The organism is Hydrogenophaga palleronii, from assembly GCF_031457455.1.
GTDB lineage: Bacteria > Pseudomonadota > Gammaproteobacteria > Burkholderiales > Burkholderiaceae_C > Hydrogenophaga > Hydrogenophaga palleronii_A.
Window position 1 is genome coordinate 156319 of record NZ_JAVDWU010000006.1, and the last position, 15360, is coordinate 171678.

15 protein-coding genes and 1 tRNA gene are annotated in these 15360 nt (G+C 60.3%); 6 read left to right on the plus strand and 10 right to left on the minus strand.

The features are described 5' to 3' along the window. Positions 1 to 6 precede the first annotated feature (6 nt). From J2W49_RS15240 to J2W49_RS15260, 5 genes are all read right to left on the minus strand, one after another. Positions 7 to 864, minus strand: a complete 858-nt coding sequence (locus J2W49_RS15240; RefSeq protein ID WP_310317798.1) for a prepilin peptidase — start codon at positions 862 to 864, stop codon at positions 7 to 9. Continuing rightward, entirely contained in the window at positions 864 to 2081 is a 1218-nt protein-coding gene (locus tag J2W49_RS15245; protein WP_310317803.1) for a type II secretion system F family protein, read from the minus strand. Before J2W49_RS15245 ends, J2W49_RS15240 begins: the two co-directional genes overlap by 1 nt. A 32-nt stretch (positions 2082 to 2113) precedes the next feature. Further along, positions 2114 to 3847: a type IV-A pilus assembly ATPase PilB gene (gene pilB / locus J2W49_RS15250; RefSeq protein ID WP_310317806.1), complete on the minus strand. Its 1734-nt coding sequence runs from the start codon at positions 3845 to 3847 to the stop codon at positions 2114 to 2116. A 162-nt stretch (positions 3848 to 4009) separates the two neighbouring features. Then, positions 4010 to 4086 (minus strand) — tRNA-Pro (locus tag J2W49_RS15255). Positions 4087 to 4136: 50 nt separating this feature from the next. Continuing rightward, positions 4137 to 5066 (minus strand): polyprenyl synthetase family protein, encoded by a 930-nt coding sequence (locus J2W49_RS15260; RefSeq protein WP_310318350.1) that lies wholly within the window; start codon positions 5064 to 5066, stop codon positions 4137 to 4139. Between the two features lie 269 nt (positions 5067 to 5335). On the opposite strand from J2W49_RS15260, the gene rplU reads away from it, so the two are divergent. The 4 genes from rplU (at position 5336) to proB (ending at position 8313) form a co-directional block, all read left to right on the plus strand. Further along, on the plus strand, positions 5336 to 5647 hold the full coding sequence (gene rplU, locus J2W49_RS15265; RefSeq protein WP_310318353.1) for a 50S ribosomal protein L21: 312 nt from the start codon (positions 5336 to 5338) through the stop codon (positions 5645 to 5647). A gap of 11 nt (positions 5648 to 5658) precedes the next feature. Further along, complete coding sequence (rpmA, locus tag J2W49_RS15270; RefSeq protein WP_310317810.1) at positions 5659 to 5919, plus strand: 50S ribosomal protein L27; 261 nt, start codon at positions 5659 to 5661, stop codon at positions 5917 to 5919. Between the two features lie 124 nt (positions 5920 to 6043). Beyond that, positions 6044 to 7117 (plus strand): Obg family GTPase CgtA, encoded by a 1074-nt coding sequence (gene cgtA / locus J2W49_RS15275; RefSeq protein WP_310317812.1) that lies wholly within the window; start codon positions 6044 to 6046, stop codon positions 7115 to 7117. A 50-nt stretch (positions 7118 to 7167) separates the two neighbouring features. Then, positions 7168 to 8313: a glutamate 5-kinase gene (gene proB / locus J2W49_RS15280; protein WP_310317815.1), complete on the plus strand. Its 1146-nt coding sequence runs from the start codon at positions 7168 to 7170 to the stop codon at positions 8311 to 8313. Between the two features lie 64 nt (positions 8314 to 8377). On the opposite strand, the gene J2W49_RS15285 is transcribed toward proB, so the two are convergent. Continuing rightward, positions 8378 to 9016 (minus strand): RNA pyrophosphohydrolase, encoded by a 639-nt coding sequence (locus J2W49_RS15285; protein ID WP_310317818.1) that lies wholly within the window; start codon positions 9014 to 9016, stop codon positions 8378 to 8380. Positions 9017 to 9208: 192 nt separating this feature from the next. On the opposite strand from J2W49_RS15285, the gene J2W49_RS15290 reads away from it, so the two are divergent. Both J2W49_RS15290 and J2W49_RS15295 read left to right on the plus strand, forming a co-directional pair. Then, positions 9209 to 10954, plus strand: coding sequence for a proline--tRNA ligase (locus tag J2W49_RS15290; RefSeq protein ID WP_310317820.1), 1746 nt, complete (start codon positions 9209 to 9211; stop codon positions 10952 to 10954). Beyond that, on the plus strand, positions 10951 to 11631 hold the full coding sequence (locus tag J2W49_RS15295) for a lytic transglycosylase domain-containing protein (RefSeq protein ID WP_310317822.1): 681 nt from the start codon (positions 10951 to 10953) through the stop codon (positions 11629 to 11631). Before J2W49_RS15290 ends, J2W49_RS15295 begins: the two co-directional genes overlap by 4 nt. A 53-nt stretch (positions 11632 to 11684) precedes the next feature. Here J2W49_RS15295 and J2W49_RS15300 read toward each other — a convergent pair whose 3' ends face one another. The 4 genes from J2W49_RS15300 to prfA all read right to left on the minus strand — a co-directional run bounded on the left by J2W49_RS15300 (position 11685) and on the right by prfA (position 15354). After that, entirely contained in the window at positions 11685 to 12689 is a 1005-nt protein-coding gene (locus tag J2W49_RS15300) for an AAA family ATPase (RefSeq protein WP_310317824.1), read from the minus strand. Between the two features lie 189 nt (positions 12690 to 12878). Next, positions 12879 to 13202: a Grx4 family monothiol glutaredoxin gene (gene grxD, locus J2W49_RS15305; protein WP_310317827.1), complete on the minus strand. Its 324-nt coding sequence runs from the start codon at positions 13200 to 13202 to the stop codon at positions 12879 to 12881. Positions 13203 to 13257: 55 nt separating this feature from the next. Next, positions 13258 to 14100, minus strand: a complete 843-nt coding sequence (gene prmC, locus J2W49_RS15310; protein ID WP_310317829.1) for a peptide chain release factor N(5)-glutamine methyltransferase — start codon at positions 14098 to 14100, stop codon at positions 13258 to 13260. Between the two features lie 171 nt (positions 14101 to 14271). After that, on the minus strand, positions 14272 to 15354 hold the full coding sequence (gene prfA / locus J2W49_RS15315) for a peptide chain release factor 1 (protein ID WP_310317833.1): 1083 nt from the start codon (positions 15352 to 15354) through the stop codon (positions 14272 to 14274). Between the last annotated feature and the right edge of the window lie 6 nt (positions 15355 to 15360).

Consider the following 15360-nt stretch of genomic DNA (forward strand, 5'->3'; position numbering starts at 1 on the left):
ACCACGCTAAAGACCGATGAGGTCAAGGATCGCTGCATGACCGAAGACCATGGCCGTCAAACCGGCCAATGCGAGAAAAGGACCAAAAGGCACGTAGCCGCCTTCCCGCAGCGTTCCTTTGAACTTGATCGCCAGACCCACGACAGCGCCGATGACCGATGCCATGAGAATCATGGGAATCAAGGCCTGCCAACCAAACCAGGCACCCAAGGCGGCGAACAGCTTGAAGTCGCCGTGTCCCATGCCCTCCTTGCCTGTGATCAGTTTGAAGCCCCAGTACACCAGCCAAAGCGACATATAGCCGCCCACGGCACCCCAGACCGCATCACTCAAACTGGCGTCCGTGAGTTGCAAGGCGGCCCCGCAAAGACCGGCCCACATCAAGGGCAGCGTGATGTCGTCTGGCAACAGCGTGGTGTCCCAATCGATAAAGGTCAGGGCCAGCAGAGCCGCTGCAAAACCCGCCCATGCGATGGCTTGCCATGTCAGACCCCATCGCCAGCCACACCACGCGAAGAGCATGCCGCAGGCGAGCTCCACCAAAGGGTAACGCAGGCTGATGGGCGCGGCGCAGGATCGACAACGCCCGCGCAAGGCCAGATAACTGAGGACGGGAATGTTTTCAAACCACTGGATCTGGTGCCCACAATGAGGGCACCTAGATCTGGGCGTCATCAGGTTGAACCGTGGCGCGTTTTCAATCGCAGGCGCGACGCCGTCGGGCTGGTTGAGAGAGGCACACTCCTGCGCCCATGCCAGCTCCATCATCTTGGGCAATCGGTGAATCACCACGTTGAGAAAGCTGCCGATCAGCAACCCCAAAACGCCCAGCAGCACCGCATCAGCGGCACCCAGTGACAGCATCAAACCACCTGTCCCAGCTTGAAGATCGGGAGGTACATGGAAACGACGATGCCACCGATGATGGTGCCCAGGATCACGATGATGATGGGCTCCATGAGGCTCGACAAGCCGGCCACCATGTCGTCAACCTCCGCTTCATAGAAGTCAGCGGCTTTGCCGAGCATGTGGTCAATGGAGCCGGACTCCTCCCCGATGGCGCACATCTGAAGCACCATGGATGGAAAGATGTTGGCATTGGTCATCGCATTGGTCAGGCTGGTGCCAGTGGAGACCTCTTGCTGGATTCGCTCCGTGGCGATGGCGTAGACCGAGTTGCCTGACGCCCCGCCCACGGAATCCAGTGCTTCGACGAGGGGCACGCCCGCAGCGAACATGGTGGAAAGGGTACGAGTCCACCGCGCAATCACGGATTTTTCGACAAGTGTCCCGAAGATGGGCATCTTGAGCAGGACACGGTCCATGAAGCGCTGGACCTTCTCATTGCGTCGCCATGCCTGCATGAGGAAATAACCACCGCCGCCAATTCCACCAAATATCAACCACCAGTACTCAATGAAGAATTCGCTCATTGCGATCACAAACAGCGTGGGGCCCGGCAGGTCGGCTCCGAAGGAAGTGAACACTTCCTTGAACGAGGGGATCACGAAAATCATGATCACCGCGACGACCACGAACGCGACGATGATCACCGATACCGGATACATCAGGGCCGATTTGATTTTGGACTTGATCGCCTCGGTCTTTTCCATGTAGACCGCCAAGCGGTCCAGCAGTTCTTCGAGGATACCGGCTGCCTCGCCTGCTTCAACCAGGTTGCAGTACAGGTTGTCAAAGTACAGCGGGTGCTTTCGGAAAGCTGCGCTGAGCGAGGTACCGGTTTCCACATCCGAGCGGATGTCATTGAGCAGCTTGGTCACGCTCGGGTTGGGGTTGCCTCGACCCACGATGTCAAACGACTGAAGAAGCGGCACACCCGCCTTCATCATGGTCGCCAGCTGACGTGTGAAGATGGCAATGTCTTTGGGCTTGATGCGCTTGCCCGAGGACGTGCGGCGCTTCTTCACCTTTCCTGGAATGATCCCCTGGCGGCGGAGCGCGGCCAGGACTTGGTTTTCACCCACCGCGCGCGTCTCGCCACGGACCGTTTTGCCGTTGCGGTCCTTGCCTTCCCACTCGAATACGAAGTCCTTGATGCTCTTGGATGCAGCGGTTGCCATGATGTCCTCGGGTTCGGGCGCCTAGTGCGCGATCATTCGTTGGTGACGCTGAGCACTTCTTCCAGCGACGTCAGGCCTTGTCTGACCTTGAGCAATCCGGACTCGCGAAGCGTGCGCACACCCTCTTTGCTGGCCTGTTGGGCAATGTCCAGCGCACTTCCACCCCGCAGGATGATTCGCTGGATTTCTTCAGAAATGGGCATCACCTGGTAGATACCGACGCGGCCTTTGTACCCGTTGTTGCAGGCTGAGCAGCCCACAGGCTTAAAGGGCGTCCAGGTGCCGTCCAGGTCCTCACTCTTGAAGCCGGCGTCAATGAGCGCTTTGCGCGGCACATCCAGTGGCGCCTTGCAATTCGGACACAGCCTGCGTCCCAGACGCTGGGCCGTGATCAGAATGACGCTGGATGCGATGTTGAACGTGGGAATCCCCATGTTCATCATCCGCGTCAGTGTGGTGGGTGCGTCATTCGTGTGAAGCGTGGACAGCACCATGTGGCCGGTCTGGGCAGCCTTGATGGAAATGTCCGCGGTTTCGAGGTCGCGAATCTCACCGACCATGATCACATCGGGATCCTGACGAAGAAACGCCTTGAGGGCCGCTGCAAAAGTCAGTCCCGCCTTCTCGTTCACGTTGACCTGATTGACGCCAGGCAAGTTGATTTCAGAAGGATCTTCTGCTGTGGAAATGTTGATTCCTGGCTTGTTCAGGATGTTCAGGCAGGTGTAGAGCGACACCGTCTTGCCCGATCCGGTCGGACCTGTGACCAAGACCATTCCATACGGACGAGAGATCGCGGACATCAACCGCTCCTTCTCTTCCGGTTCATAGCCCAGCGCGTCAATGCCCACTTTTGCACTGCTCGGATCCAGAATCCGGATCACGATCTTCTCGCCGAACAAGGTGGGCAGCGTACTGACGCGGAAATCGATCACCCGGTCCGGGCCGATCTTCAGCTTCATGCGGCCATCCTGGGGCACCCGCTTCTCGGAGATGTCCATGCGGGAAATCACCTTGATGCGTGAAGCCAGCTTGTCCTTGATGGCAATGGGCGGTGAGGCAATTTCCCTGAGTTCGCCGTCGATCCGGAACCGCACACGGTAGGCATGCTCATAAGGTTCAAAATGCAAGTCGGATGCACGCATGTTGAACGCATCGATCAGCATCTTGTGGAGAAACTTCACCACCGGGGCGTCGTCTACCTCGGAGGCCTTGTCCGCAGCATCGCTCACCACGTTTTCGGTGGCAAGGTCGTCAAATTCGATGTCGCCACCGATGATGTTGTCCATCGCCTCGTTGGCGGTGGTGCTCTGCGATTCAACCAGTTTGCTGAGCTTGTCGTATTCGGCAATGACCCAGTCCACGCCCAATTGAGTAGCGAACTTGATCTTTTCGACGGCTTGCTGATCGGCCGGATCTGCGGTGGCGACGATGAGCCGGTTGCTGCGCTTGCTCAACACCACGATGCGGTAGTCGGAGCAGATCTTGGGATCGAGCAATCCTTTGGGGAGGCGCTCGGCGTCAATCGCATCGAGATCGAGCAGCGGCGCTGCAAAGGCGCTTGCGATTGTGTGCGCCATGTCTGCGGCAGAAACGGCGCCAGAGTTCGTCAACTCCGCAATGAAGCTGGTGCGCCCACTCTGGGCCTTCTTGTACAGATCCTCTGCGGTCTTCTGCTTGAGCTTGCCCGCAGACACGAGCGCCCGTCCCAAGCCGGGAAGGGCCATGGAAGAGCTATCCTGGGTTACCGTATCGACAGACGCCATAGAGCCGTAATCTATCGCAAATCAACGACTTGCCTCGCACAATTGAGGCGAATTGTGCCGAATTTGCCCATTCTTGGCGAAGTGCCGTTGTTTACGTGTCGTGAAGCAGTCGCCACGCCGCTGGTGCCAATGCCGGGCGGTATCTTTGGAGCGACCAACGGATGGTCGGGGTGAGAGGATTCGAACCTCCGGCCTCTACGTCCCGAACGTAGCGCTCTACCAGGCTAAGCTACACCCCGAATGCGCGTTCGGCTTTGATGCGCAGGCATCCAACGCCTCAAGCTGATTTTCAGGAGCGACGCCCCAGAAGACCTGTCGCCAATTCTAGCAAAGCGTCACTGTACTCATTGGCCGGAAGTGCTCGCGCGGCTTCGATTGCACGCTGTGCTTCGGCCGAGGCACTGGCTCTTGCCAATTCCAGTGCACCCGAAGTCTGAATGATCGACTGGATTTCTTCCAGATGGGTTTGATCGCCCTGGACAATGGCGTTGCGGATCAGGGTTTTCTGCCCTTCACTTGCGGTTCGCAGCGCGCAGATGATGGGGAGTGTGACCTTGCCTTCGCGCAAATCGTCTCCCAGGTTTTTACCGAGGACTTCCCGGTCCCCTTCGTAATCGAGAACGTCATCGACCACTTGAAAGGCCGTGCCGAGTGCTTGTCCATACGTGGCACACAGTGCTTCGGTCTCTGCGTCGGCGCCGGCCAGAATGGGTGCCAGCCTTGCGCTGGCCTCGAACAGTTTCGCCGTCTTTGAGCGAATGACGCGCAAGTAGGCGGTCTCGTCCAGAGAGGCGTCGTGCATGTTCATCAACTGCATGACCTCGCCTTCTGCGATGATGTTGGTGGCCTCCGAGAGCACCTGCATGACACGCATGTTGTCCACGCTGACCATCATCTGGAACGCGCGCGAATAGAGGAAGTCGCCGACGAGCACGCTGGCAGCATTGCCGAAACGCTCATTTGCCGTCTCACGCCCTCTGCGCAGGGTCGACTCGTCGACCACGTCGTCATGAAGTAGTGTGGCTGTGTGGATGAACTCGACGACTGCAGCCAGCGTGTGCCTGTGAGGGTGCAGGCTGCCCAATGCGCCGGAAACGAGCAGTAACAAGGCGGGGCGAAGGCGCTTGCCACCAGAAGAAATGATGTACTGGGCCACTTCCCGGACCAGCGGCACATCGGTGGAGAGCCTCTCTTCGATGACCTCGTCTACCCGGAGCATGTCAGGCTGAATCAGGTCGAGGGCGTGAGCGGCGGGTGCAGAGGTGGTCAAGATGCGGTATCGGCTGAAGAGCTACGGGCAGGGATCGCAGGTCGGATTATAGAAACCAGGCAGTTCCGCCTCCGCGCTTCACTGCGCCCCGGCATGGCGCCCGGGCGCTGCGTGCCGCGCCTGTTTGGAAGAATCGATGTGCCATGCTAGAATCGCCGGTTCAGCGAAAAGGGTTTTGCTGGTTGCTCCATTCGTGGGGTATTTTTGAAGAGGTTCATATGTACGCGGTCATAAAAACCGGTGGCAAACAGTATCGTGTTGCTGCTGGCGAAAAAATTAAAGTAGAACAGATTGCTGCGGATGTGGGCCAAGAGATCGTGATTGATCAGGTTCTGGCTGTCGGTAACGGCAGCGAGATCAAGGTTGGCACTCCCTTGGTTTCCGGCGCAACGGTCACGGTCACGGTGGTGGCGCATGGCAGGCACGACAAGGTTCGCATCTTCAAGATGCGCCGTCGCAAGCACTACCAGAAGCGTCAGGGCCACCGTCAGAATTTCACCGAGCTGCAGATCGCCTCGATCGCAGCCTGAGGAGTCGATAAATGGCACAGAAAAAAGGCGGCGGCTCTACGCGAAACGGGCGCGATTCCAAGCCCAAGATGCTCGGTGTGAAGGCTTTCGGTGGTGAACTGGTGAGCGCCGGTTCGATCATTGTTCGCCAGCGTGGTACGCGCTTCCACCCGGGCGTGAACGTCGGACTGGGCAAGGATCACACCCTGTTTGCCACGGTCGATGGACACGTTACCTTTGCTGTCAAAGGCGCGCTGAACCGCCAGGTTGTCAGCATCACGCCAGCTGCCTGATCACGGCGGCATTCAGGATTTCCGGGTTCGCCCGGCAATGATCCTTCCAGAGCGGTAACACTCTGATTGCAAAAGGCCCGCCAGCGCGGGCCTTTTGTGTTGGTCTCTACAGGAGAAACATGTCATGAAATTTGTGGACGAAGCCACGATCGATGTTGCGGCAGGCGACGGCGGCAACGGCTGCGCATCTTTCCGGCATGAAAAATACAAGGAATTCGGTGGCCCCGATGGTGGAGACGGTGGTCGTGGAGGCCACGTGTACGCCATTGCAGATGCGAGCCTGAACACGCTGGTCGATTTCCGCTTTACCAGGCGCTTTGAAGCCCGGCGGGGTGAGCACGGAAAAGGCTCGGACATGTTTGGCATCAAGGGCGATGACATCGTGCTCAAGATGCCTGTGGGCACCATCATTGCCGATGCCGAAACGGGTGAAGTTCTCCACGAACTGCTTGAACCCGGGGAGCAAATCACCATCGCCAAGGGAGGCGACGGCGGCTTCGGCAACATGCATTACAAAAGCTCGACGAACCGTGCGCCTCGTCAGAAAACACCTGGTTGGCCTGGCGAGCGCCGCACATTGAAGCTGGAGCTCAAGGTGCTGGCGGATGTGGGTCTTCTTGGCATGCCCAATGCGGGCAAGTCCACGCTGATTGCGGCGATTTCCAACGCCCGCCCCAAAATTGCCGACTACCCTTTCACCACGCTGTATCCCAACCTCGGTGTGGTGCGGGTAGGCCCTGAAAAAAGCTTCGTGGTGGCTGATGTGCCAGGGCTGATTGAAGGTGCCTCGGAAGGGGCGGGGCTGGGGCATCAGTTCCTGCGGCACTTGCAGCGCACGCGTCTCCTGCTGCATCTTGTGGACATGGCACCGTTTGCCGAAGACGTGGACCCGGTGCAGCAGGTGAAGGCCATTGCAGCCGAGTTGAAAAAATTCGACCCTGCGCTGTACGCCAAACCGAGGTGGCTGGTGTTGAACAAACTCGACATGGTGCCCGCAGAGGAGCGGGAAGCCCGCGTGAACGACGTCGTCAAGCGGCTCAAATACAAAGGGCCTGTCTTTGAAATCTCGGCGCTGACTCGGGAAGGGTGCGAGTTGTTGATCCAGAAGATCTACCAGCACATTGCACAGGTGCATCAATCGTTGCAACCACCTACCGATGTCGATCCCCGATTCTCGGATGCACCGAGCGGTGAGTGAAGTTACCTAGGTAAACGATCCGTTTTTTCAGATCCATGTTGGATGAGTCCATGAATGCCATCGATTCGCTTCCGGTGTCTTTGCTCAAACATGCCCGCCGCATCGTGGTCAAGGTCGGCTCGAGTCTGGTGACCAATGAAGGTCGGGGACTGGATGAGCAGGCCATCGGGGAGTGGAGCCTGCAGCTCGCGGAACTGGCGCAGCAGGGTCGCGAGCTGATCATGGTGAGCAGTGGCGCCGTCGCCGAAGGCATGAAAAGACTCGGCTGGACCGAGCGTCCCAAGGAGATCCACGAACTGCAGGCGGCTGCGGCCGTGGGGCAAATGGGCCTGGTGCAAATGTACGAGTCCAAGTTGCGTGCCTGTGGAGTGGGCAGTGCACAGGTGCTGTTGACCCATGCCGATCTGGCGGACCGTGAACGGTACCTGAATGCCAGATCCACCTTGGTGACGCTGCTGGGCCTTGGCGTGGTCCCGGTGATCAATGAAAACGACACCGTGGTCAACGACGAGATCAAATTTGGTGACAACGACACGCTGGGTGCACTGGTCGCGAACCTGGTTGAGGCGGATGTGTTGGTGATTCTGACCGACCAGAAGGGGCTGTACACAGCCGATCCCAGGCGCAATCCGTCAGCCGAATTCGTCCATCTCGCCAGAGCGGGCGACCCCCGGCTGGAGACCATGGCCGGTGGTGCCGGGTCTGGCATTGGCAAGGGCGGTATGCTCACGAAAATACTGGCCGCGAAGCGTGCGGCGGCTTCAGGGGCCTCCACCGTCATTGCCTGGGGCCGTGAGCCGCGGGTGCTGCTGCGTTTGTGTGAAGGCGAGTCGATCGGTACGTGTCTGCAGGCGCAGACACCAAAAAACCAGGCGCGCAAGCGCTGGATCGCCGACCACCTTCAGCTTCGTGGTGCCGTGGTCGTTGACGACGGTGCGATGGCGAAGTTGCAGCGCGAAGGCAAAAGCCTGCTGCCGATCGGGATGGTCGCTGTGGAGGGTGATTTCTCACGCGGTGATGTGATCGCGGTCCGAAGCGCCAGCGGCCTGGAAATCGCCCGGGGTCTGGCCAACTACGCCAGCTCGGAGGCGCGACTGATATGCAGAAGATCGTCCGCAGACTTTGAGCGTTTGCTGGGATACGTGGGCGAACACGAGATGATTCACCGGGACAATCTGGTGCTGTCTGGGCGCTGAACCAGATCCTGTCTTCGTGTGAACAGCCGCCAAGTCACGGCGATCCGCTGGCAGCCGGCTTGGTTTAGCTAGAGGGTTCGACGTTACGATGACTCTGTGGGTCAGGATCGAAGCTGGCGCCGGGAGGCAGCTCCAAACCCTGGGGCGCCCCGCCCATAGCGTCCTCTTGCGAGCCTTCGCCAGAGCCTCGTTGCCTTGTACCACTGCGAAGATAGCGATTGCGCGGGTCGTTCCTTGGCAGGTAACGCGCGAGCTCGGTCAAGGCCATTTCATACACGCCTCGCTTGAACTCGACGACCACGTCCAGAGGGACCCAGTAGTCGTGCCAGCGCCAGGCGTCGAACTCGGGATGACTGGTGGCACGCAGATTGAGATTCCAGTCGTGAGCGATCAGTCGCAACAGGTACCAGATCTGTTTCTGCCCCTTGTAGTGGCCGCGCGCATCGCGGCGGATGAAGCGGTCCGGCACTTCGTAGCGCAACCAGTCCCTGGTACGGGCCACGATGCTCACGTGCTCGGGCATCAAGCCCACTTCTTCGTGCAATTCCCGGTACATCGCTTGCTCGGGGGTTTCACCCCTGTCGATGCCACCCTGCGGAAACTGCCAGGAGTGCGAGCGGATGCGCTTGCCCCAGAACACCTGGTTTCGCTGGTTGAGCAGAATGATGCCGACATTGGGCCTGAAGCCTTCTCTGTCAAGCATAATCAACCCCAAATTTTTGAACTGTATGGATTATGCATCGCGCATGACAAATTCCGTACTGTTCTGCCCCTCGAAGGGGATCAGCGCCGGGTAAACACCGACTGACGGACCCGCGTAGATCCAGGAGCGGGCGTCGCCCCTGATCTTTCATCCACCTCTTTTCGTGAGACCTTTACGGTTCGTGTGCCCTTCATGAAAGCCTCCCAGTTCTTTATCTCCACGCTCAAGGAAGCCCCTGCCGATGCCGAGGTGGTGAGCCATCAGTTGATGACCCGAGCCGGCATGATCAAGAAGCTGGGCGCCGGTATCTACACGTACATGCCGATGGGGCTGCGGGTGATCCAGAAGGTGGAGAAGATCGTTCGCGAAGAAATGAACCGTGCCGGTGCCGTCGAGCTCACCATGCCCGTGGTCCAGCCAGCCGAACTCTGGCAAGAGACAGGCCGTTTCGAAAAAATGGGGCCTGAGCTGCTTCGCATCAAGGACCGCCACGATCGCGACTTTGTGGTGCAGCCCACCAGTGAAGAAGTGGTTACGGACATCGCCCGGCAGGAACTGCGAAGCTACAAGCAGTTGCCCAAAAATTTTTACCAGATACAGACCAAGTTCCGGGACGAGCGGCGTCCGAGATTCGGACTGATGCGCGGGCGCGAATTCATCATGAAGGATGCCTACAGTTTTGATCGCGATGAGGCGGCCGCCAAGGCCAGCTACCAAGTCATGGCGGCCGCTTATCGACGCATCTTCGATCGCTTTGGTCTGCGCTACCGTGCCGTGGCAGCCGATAGTGGCGCCATTGGCGGCGACCTGTCGGAAGAGTTCCAGGTGATTGCGGCCACGGGTGAAGACGCGATTGTTTATTGCCCGAGCAGCGATTACGCGGCCAACATGGAAAAGGCTGAAGCGCTTGCGCCGCAGGAGCCAAGACCCGCAGCATCGAACCCCTTGACCAAGACCCCGACACCGGGAAAGAGCACCTGTGCCGATGTGGCCGAGTTCCTGGGCATGCCTTTGGCCAATACCGTGAAGTCGCTGGTGCTGGCCACCGACGAGGTCGGTGAAGACGGACAGGTGCTGCGTTCACAAGTCTGGCTGTTGCTCCTCCGGGGAGACCGCGATATGAACGAGGTCAAGGTTTCCAAGGTGCCCGGCCTGGATGCAGGTTTTCGCTTTGCCACCGTTGCCGAAATCGAGAGCCACTTCGGTTGTAAACCCGGCTACCTGGGGCCCGTGGGTACCTTGCTTCCCGTGAAGCTGGTCGTCGACCGTGAAGTGGCCGTGATGGCCGACTGGGTTTGCGGAGCCAACGAGGCGGATTTCCACATGACAGGGGTGAACTGGGCTCGTGATCTGCCCGAGCCCGACCTGGTGGCCGATCTGCGCAACGTGGTCGAAGGCGATGCATCGCCCGATGGCAAGGGTGTTCTGGCCATTGAGCGCGGCATCGAGGTGGGGCATGTTTTCTACCTCGGTACCAAATACAGCAAGGCCATGGACGCCACGTTTCTCGGTGAGGACGGCAAGCCGGCGTTTTTTGAGATGGGTTGCTACGGCATCGGCATCACGCGTTTGCCAGCGGCGGCCGTCGAGCAGAACCACGATGAACGGGGCATCATCTGGCCCGATGCGATCGCGCCCTTCACGGCGGTGATTTGCCCGATCGGCATGGATCGAAGCGAAGTGGTTCGTCAGGCGGCAGAGCAACTGTATTCAGACCTGCTGGCAGCCGGTATCGACGTGATCCTGGACGATCGCGGCGAGCGTCCAGGCGCCATGTTTGCGGATTGGGAACTCATTGGTGTGCCTCATCGGATCACCATCGGAGACCGGGGCCTGAAATCGGGGCAACTGGAGTACCAACACCGACGAGACGCCGCCGCCACCCAGGTGGCAGTGGGCGATGTGTTGGGGTTTCTCAAGGAGAAGCTGGCCGGATGAAGCGTCCCGAATCGCCTTTGCCATCGGAACCGGCTCTGGACGAGACACGGGCCATGAACCGGCGCTTGTGCCTGCTGGCGGGCTTGTCCGGTTTGACTTGGTCAGCCTCCTCCCTGCTGACCCCGGTGCGGGCGGGCGGGCAGCTGGAGGAGCCATTGGCCGATTCGGTGCGCAGCGCCCTGGCCTCTGCCATCGCCAACAGCGCACCTCCAGAGCCGGTGTTTTCAAACACCGAGCGTCGGCTGGCTTACTTGCGTTGGCTGGGTGCGATGAGCGACCGGCTGCAGCGGCGCAAGCCGGACTTCCAGACGCGCATCGAGTTTCTGCAGACGGTGTGGTACGAAACCCGGCGTGCCGGTCTGGACACCACCATGGTGATGGGTTTGATCCAGGTGGAAAGCGCGTTTCGCAAGTTCGCCATTTCGCGTGTGGGCGCCAGGGGTTACATGCAGATCATGCCTTTCTGGTCGCGGGTGATTGGCGATGGCGAGGTGGGCAAGCTGTTTGATATGCGCGTGAATTTGCGCTTTGGCTGCGTGATCCTGCGTCACTATCTGGACCGGGAGCGGGGCGACACTTTCATGGCGCTGGGTCGCTACAACGGCAGCCGAGGCCGCGCCGAATACCCGAATGCGGTGTATGCGGCGGCACGAAACTGGATCCATCCCGACGCCTGACACCGGGTGCCCGGCGCCATCGGACATCTACAAGGCGCGTTGCCGTTTTCTTTTTACTGGAGGAAGCCGATGCGGGCCTTCCCGGCGCCCATCCTGGGCAGATCGCCGGGTTCGATGCTGTAGCGATTGTCCAGGCGGGCGTTGCCGAAGGCTGTGACCAGCGCCCTGCGCATTTCTCGAGGGGCGAGCGTGGCGAGCTGGTCAAGCACGTCGTCCACAGGCTCGGGGTCGAATCGCTGACCCCAGTCGTGTTCGCCGCGAATGCCCCGGTACAGATGGGCCGCGATCTTGCGTGCTGCCTCAGGCGAGGGCGCAGCGATTTCAAACACATTCATGCGATTGAGAATGGGTTCTGGGATGCTGCGCTCGTCGTTGGCGGTGGTGATCCAGATCACCTGACTGGCATCGATCGGTACTTCGGCAAATTCGTCGACAAAGCTCTGCGCCGTGTCGTGTTCAAGCAGGCCGTAGAGGGCACCCATGGGGTCATACTGGGCATCGGCACTGGCTTTGTCGATCTCGTCGACCACGATCACCGGATTGGCGTACTGCCCGTCCACCAGTGCTTCAAACACCTTGCCGGGTTTGGCTCCCTTCCATTGAGACGACGATCCTGACAAAAGCCATCCTGCCGTCATGGAACTCATGGGGATCAGGCTCATGCTGGTGCCCAGCAGATCGGCGATCTGGCGCGCGAAGTGCGTTTTGCCGACACCGGGCGGACCCAGCAAGAGGATGGGCGTGACCTCCAGGCCGTCGCGACTGTCCTGCGTCAGTGCCACATGGCGCTTCACATCGTCGAGCACTTCACCAAAATTGGGCAGCAAGTCGTACAGCGGCGCCATGTCAGGCACACCGGATGGCTTGACCGCAAAGCGTTCGGGACCGCGCTCCAGCATGCGCTGCCAGGTGTTGCGCAAGGGATCGAAATCGCGCTCGTTGCCGCTGGCTTGCAGGTGCGCCAGCTTGCGTTCGACATCGTCGGCGCGGAACACGCTGCGCATCTGGGCGATGGGCAGACCCAGGGGGGGTGAAGCGACCAGGCTGCGTGAGCTCATGCGGTTCTCCTTGTGGGGTTCGACGATGGCTTCATTCAAGCACAAGACATGCCTGATCTCAAAGCCGGATAAGACCCTGAAAGCACCGTCTTTCCTTTGGAAGTGCCGGACCGTGAAAAATACCGCGATCGATAACGACAAAAGCCACCCGAAGGTGGCTTTCCGATGTGCAGCGCCAGTGACTGTGGGTCAGGCTCCGCCGTTGATGACTTGTTGCAGTTCGCCGGATTCGTACATTTCCATCATGATGTCCGAGCCGCCGATGAACTCGCCCTTGACATAGAGCTGAGGAATCGTGGGCCAGTTGCTGTATTCCTTGATGCCCTGGCGGATGCCTTCGTCTTCCAGCACGTTCACGGTCTTCAGGGTGCGAGGTTCAACACCGCAGGCCTTGAGAATCTGGATGGCGCGGCCCGAGAAACCGCACATGGGGAAGCTCGCGTTGCCCTTCATGAAGAGCACGATGTCGTTCGATTTGACCAACTGGTCGATTTGGGTCTGGGCGTCGCTCATGGCAGAAAGTCCTTGATCAGATGGGTTGTCGAGAACCCGGGAACAGTCACAATTATCACCGTTCCAACCAGCGGCCTCCACTGCAGCGCTCAATGCCCGCGAGGTCGGTGCGGCTGGCGACCGCATCAAACCCCGCTCGCTCAAGCAACGCTCGCACCCGTTGTGCCTGGTCGTGGCCATGCTCCAGCAGCAGCCAGCCGCCCGGCACCAGGAAACGGGGCGCTTCGTCGGCCAGATGACGCAGGTCATCCAGCCCATCAGGGCCAGAGACGAGCGCTGACAGGGGTTCATGTTGCAACTGGGCCAGGTGCGGGTCGTTCGTCTCGATGTAGGGCGGATTGCTGAAGATCAGGTCGAAGTGCTCGCCCGTCACCGCCGCCAGCCAGTGGCCATGGCGGAAAGACACGGTCAAACCGAGCGCCTCGGCGTTGGCCTGAGCCACTGCCAGTGCGTCTGGGCTGGCGTCGGTGGCCCAGGATTGTGTAAGGGGCCTGCTGGATTTGAGGGCCAGGGCGATCGCGCCACTGCCTGTGCCCAGGTCCAGCGTGCGCACGGGGGCACTTCTGGATGGAGCGATGGTGTCGACGAGATCCATCGCCCACTGCACCAGGGTCTCGGTATCGGGCCGCGGCACCAGCACGCGTCGGTCAACTTTCAGGGGCAGACCGAAGAACTCTTTGGTGCCCGTGAGGTAAGGCAGGGGCTCGCCTTGAAGCCGCCGCTGGCACAACTGCTCGAAGCGCACTTGCTGTTCCTCACTCAGGGGCTGATCGTCATGGGCCGCGAGCCAGGCGCGGGCATTGGGATCACGCCCGAGGCTGAACAGCAGCAGCATCTGGGCGTCGAGCCGGTCCAGATCGGCGACCGCAGCTTGCCGAAGCGCATCGGCCAACATCATTTCAGTTGCTCCACCGCGCAGCGCGCGACCCGCGACGCATGAAACGGTCCAGTCCAGGGGCGCCGCGGGGCCGGCTTTGCCGGACGGCCAGTGCCGCCCCCTTGAGGGGGGTGACGCGAAGCGGCGCGGGGGTGTTTCATTTCAGTCATCGCCGAAATGCGTCGCAGGGGGTCATGCCTTCCCTTCCAGCTCGGCCAGCAGTTCGGCCCCTCGAGCCACCTGCAATGCGTGGATCACATCGCCCAGGTCGCCTTCCATCACCTGCAGCAGCTTGTAGACGGTGAGGTTGATGCGGTGATCGGTGAGGCGCCCCTGGGGAAAGTTGTAGGTGCGGATGCGGTCGCTGCGGTCGCCGCTTCCGATCAGGCCCTTGCGGGTGGCGGCTTCCTTGGCTGCCCGCTCTGAGCGGTCTTTTTCCTGCAGCCGCGCGGTCAGCACCTGCAGCGCCTTGGCCTTGTTGCTGTGCTGGGAACGACCGTCCTGGCATTCGGCGGTGATGCCCGTGGGCAGGTGGGTGACGCGGACAGCGGAATCGGTCTTGTTGATGTGCTGCCCACCGGCGCCGCTGGCCCGGTAGGTGTCGATGCGCAGTTCGCTGGGGTTCAAGGCGATGGCCTGGGTTTCATCAGGCTCTGGCATCACGGCCACCGTGGCCGCGCTGGTGTGGATGCGGCCCTGGGTTTCGGTAACCGGCACCCGTTGCACGCGATGGCCGCCGGATTCGAAGCGCAGGCGCCCGTAGGCACCATGGCCCGCTATGCGCAACACCACTTCCTTGTAGCCACCGAGTTCGCTGGGAGACTCGCTCACGATCTCCACTTGCCAGCCCTGGGCTTCGGCGTACCGTGTGTACAGCCGCGCCAGGTCCCCGGCGAACAAGGCAGACTCGTCGCCGCCCGTGCCGGCCCGAATTTCCATGAAGGCGTTTCGTTCGTCATCAGGGTCCTTGGGCAACAGTTGCTGCTGCAACTCGGCGTCCAGCGCGATCATGTCGGCGCTGGCGGCGGTCATTTCTTCTTCTGCCAGTTCGGCCATGTCGGGGTCGCTCAACATCGCCTCAGCGGATGCCCGGTCAGCCTCGCGCTGCAAGTAGCGGTTGAAGGTGTCGACCAAGCTGGATGCATCGGCATGCTCACGGCTCAGGGCACGAAACCGCTCCATGTCGTTGACCACGTCAGGCGCAGACAGCAAGGCGTCGAGTTCGTGCAGGCGTGCACTTTGGCGCTGCAAGGTATCGCGAACAAAGGGTTTCATGAGGTG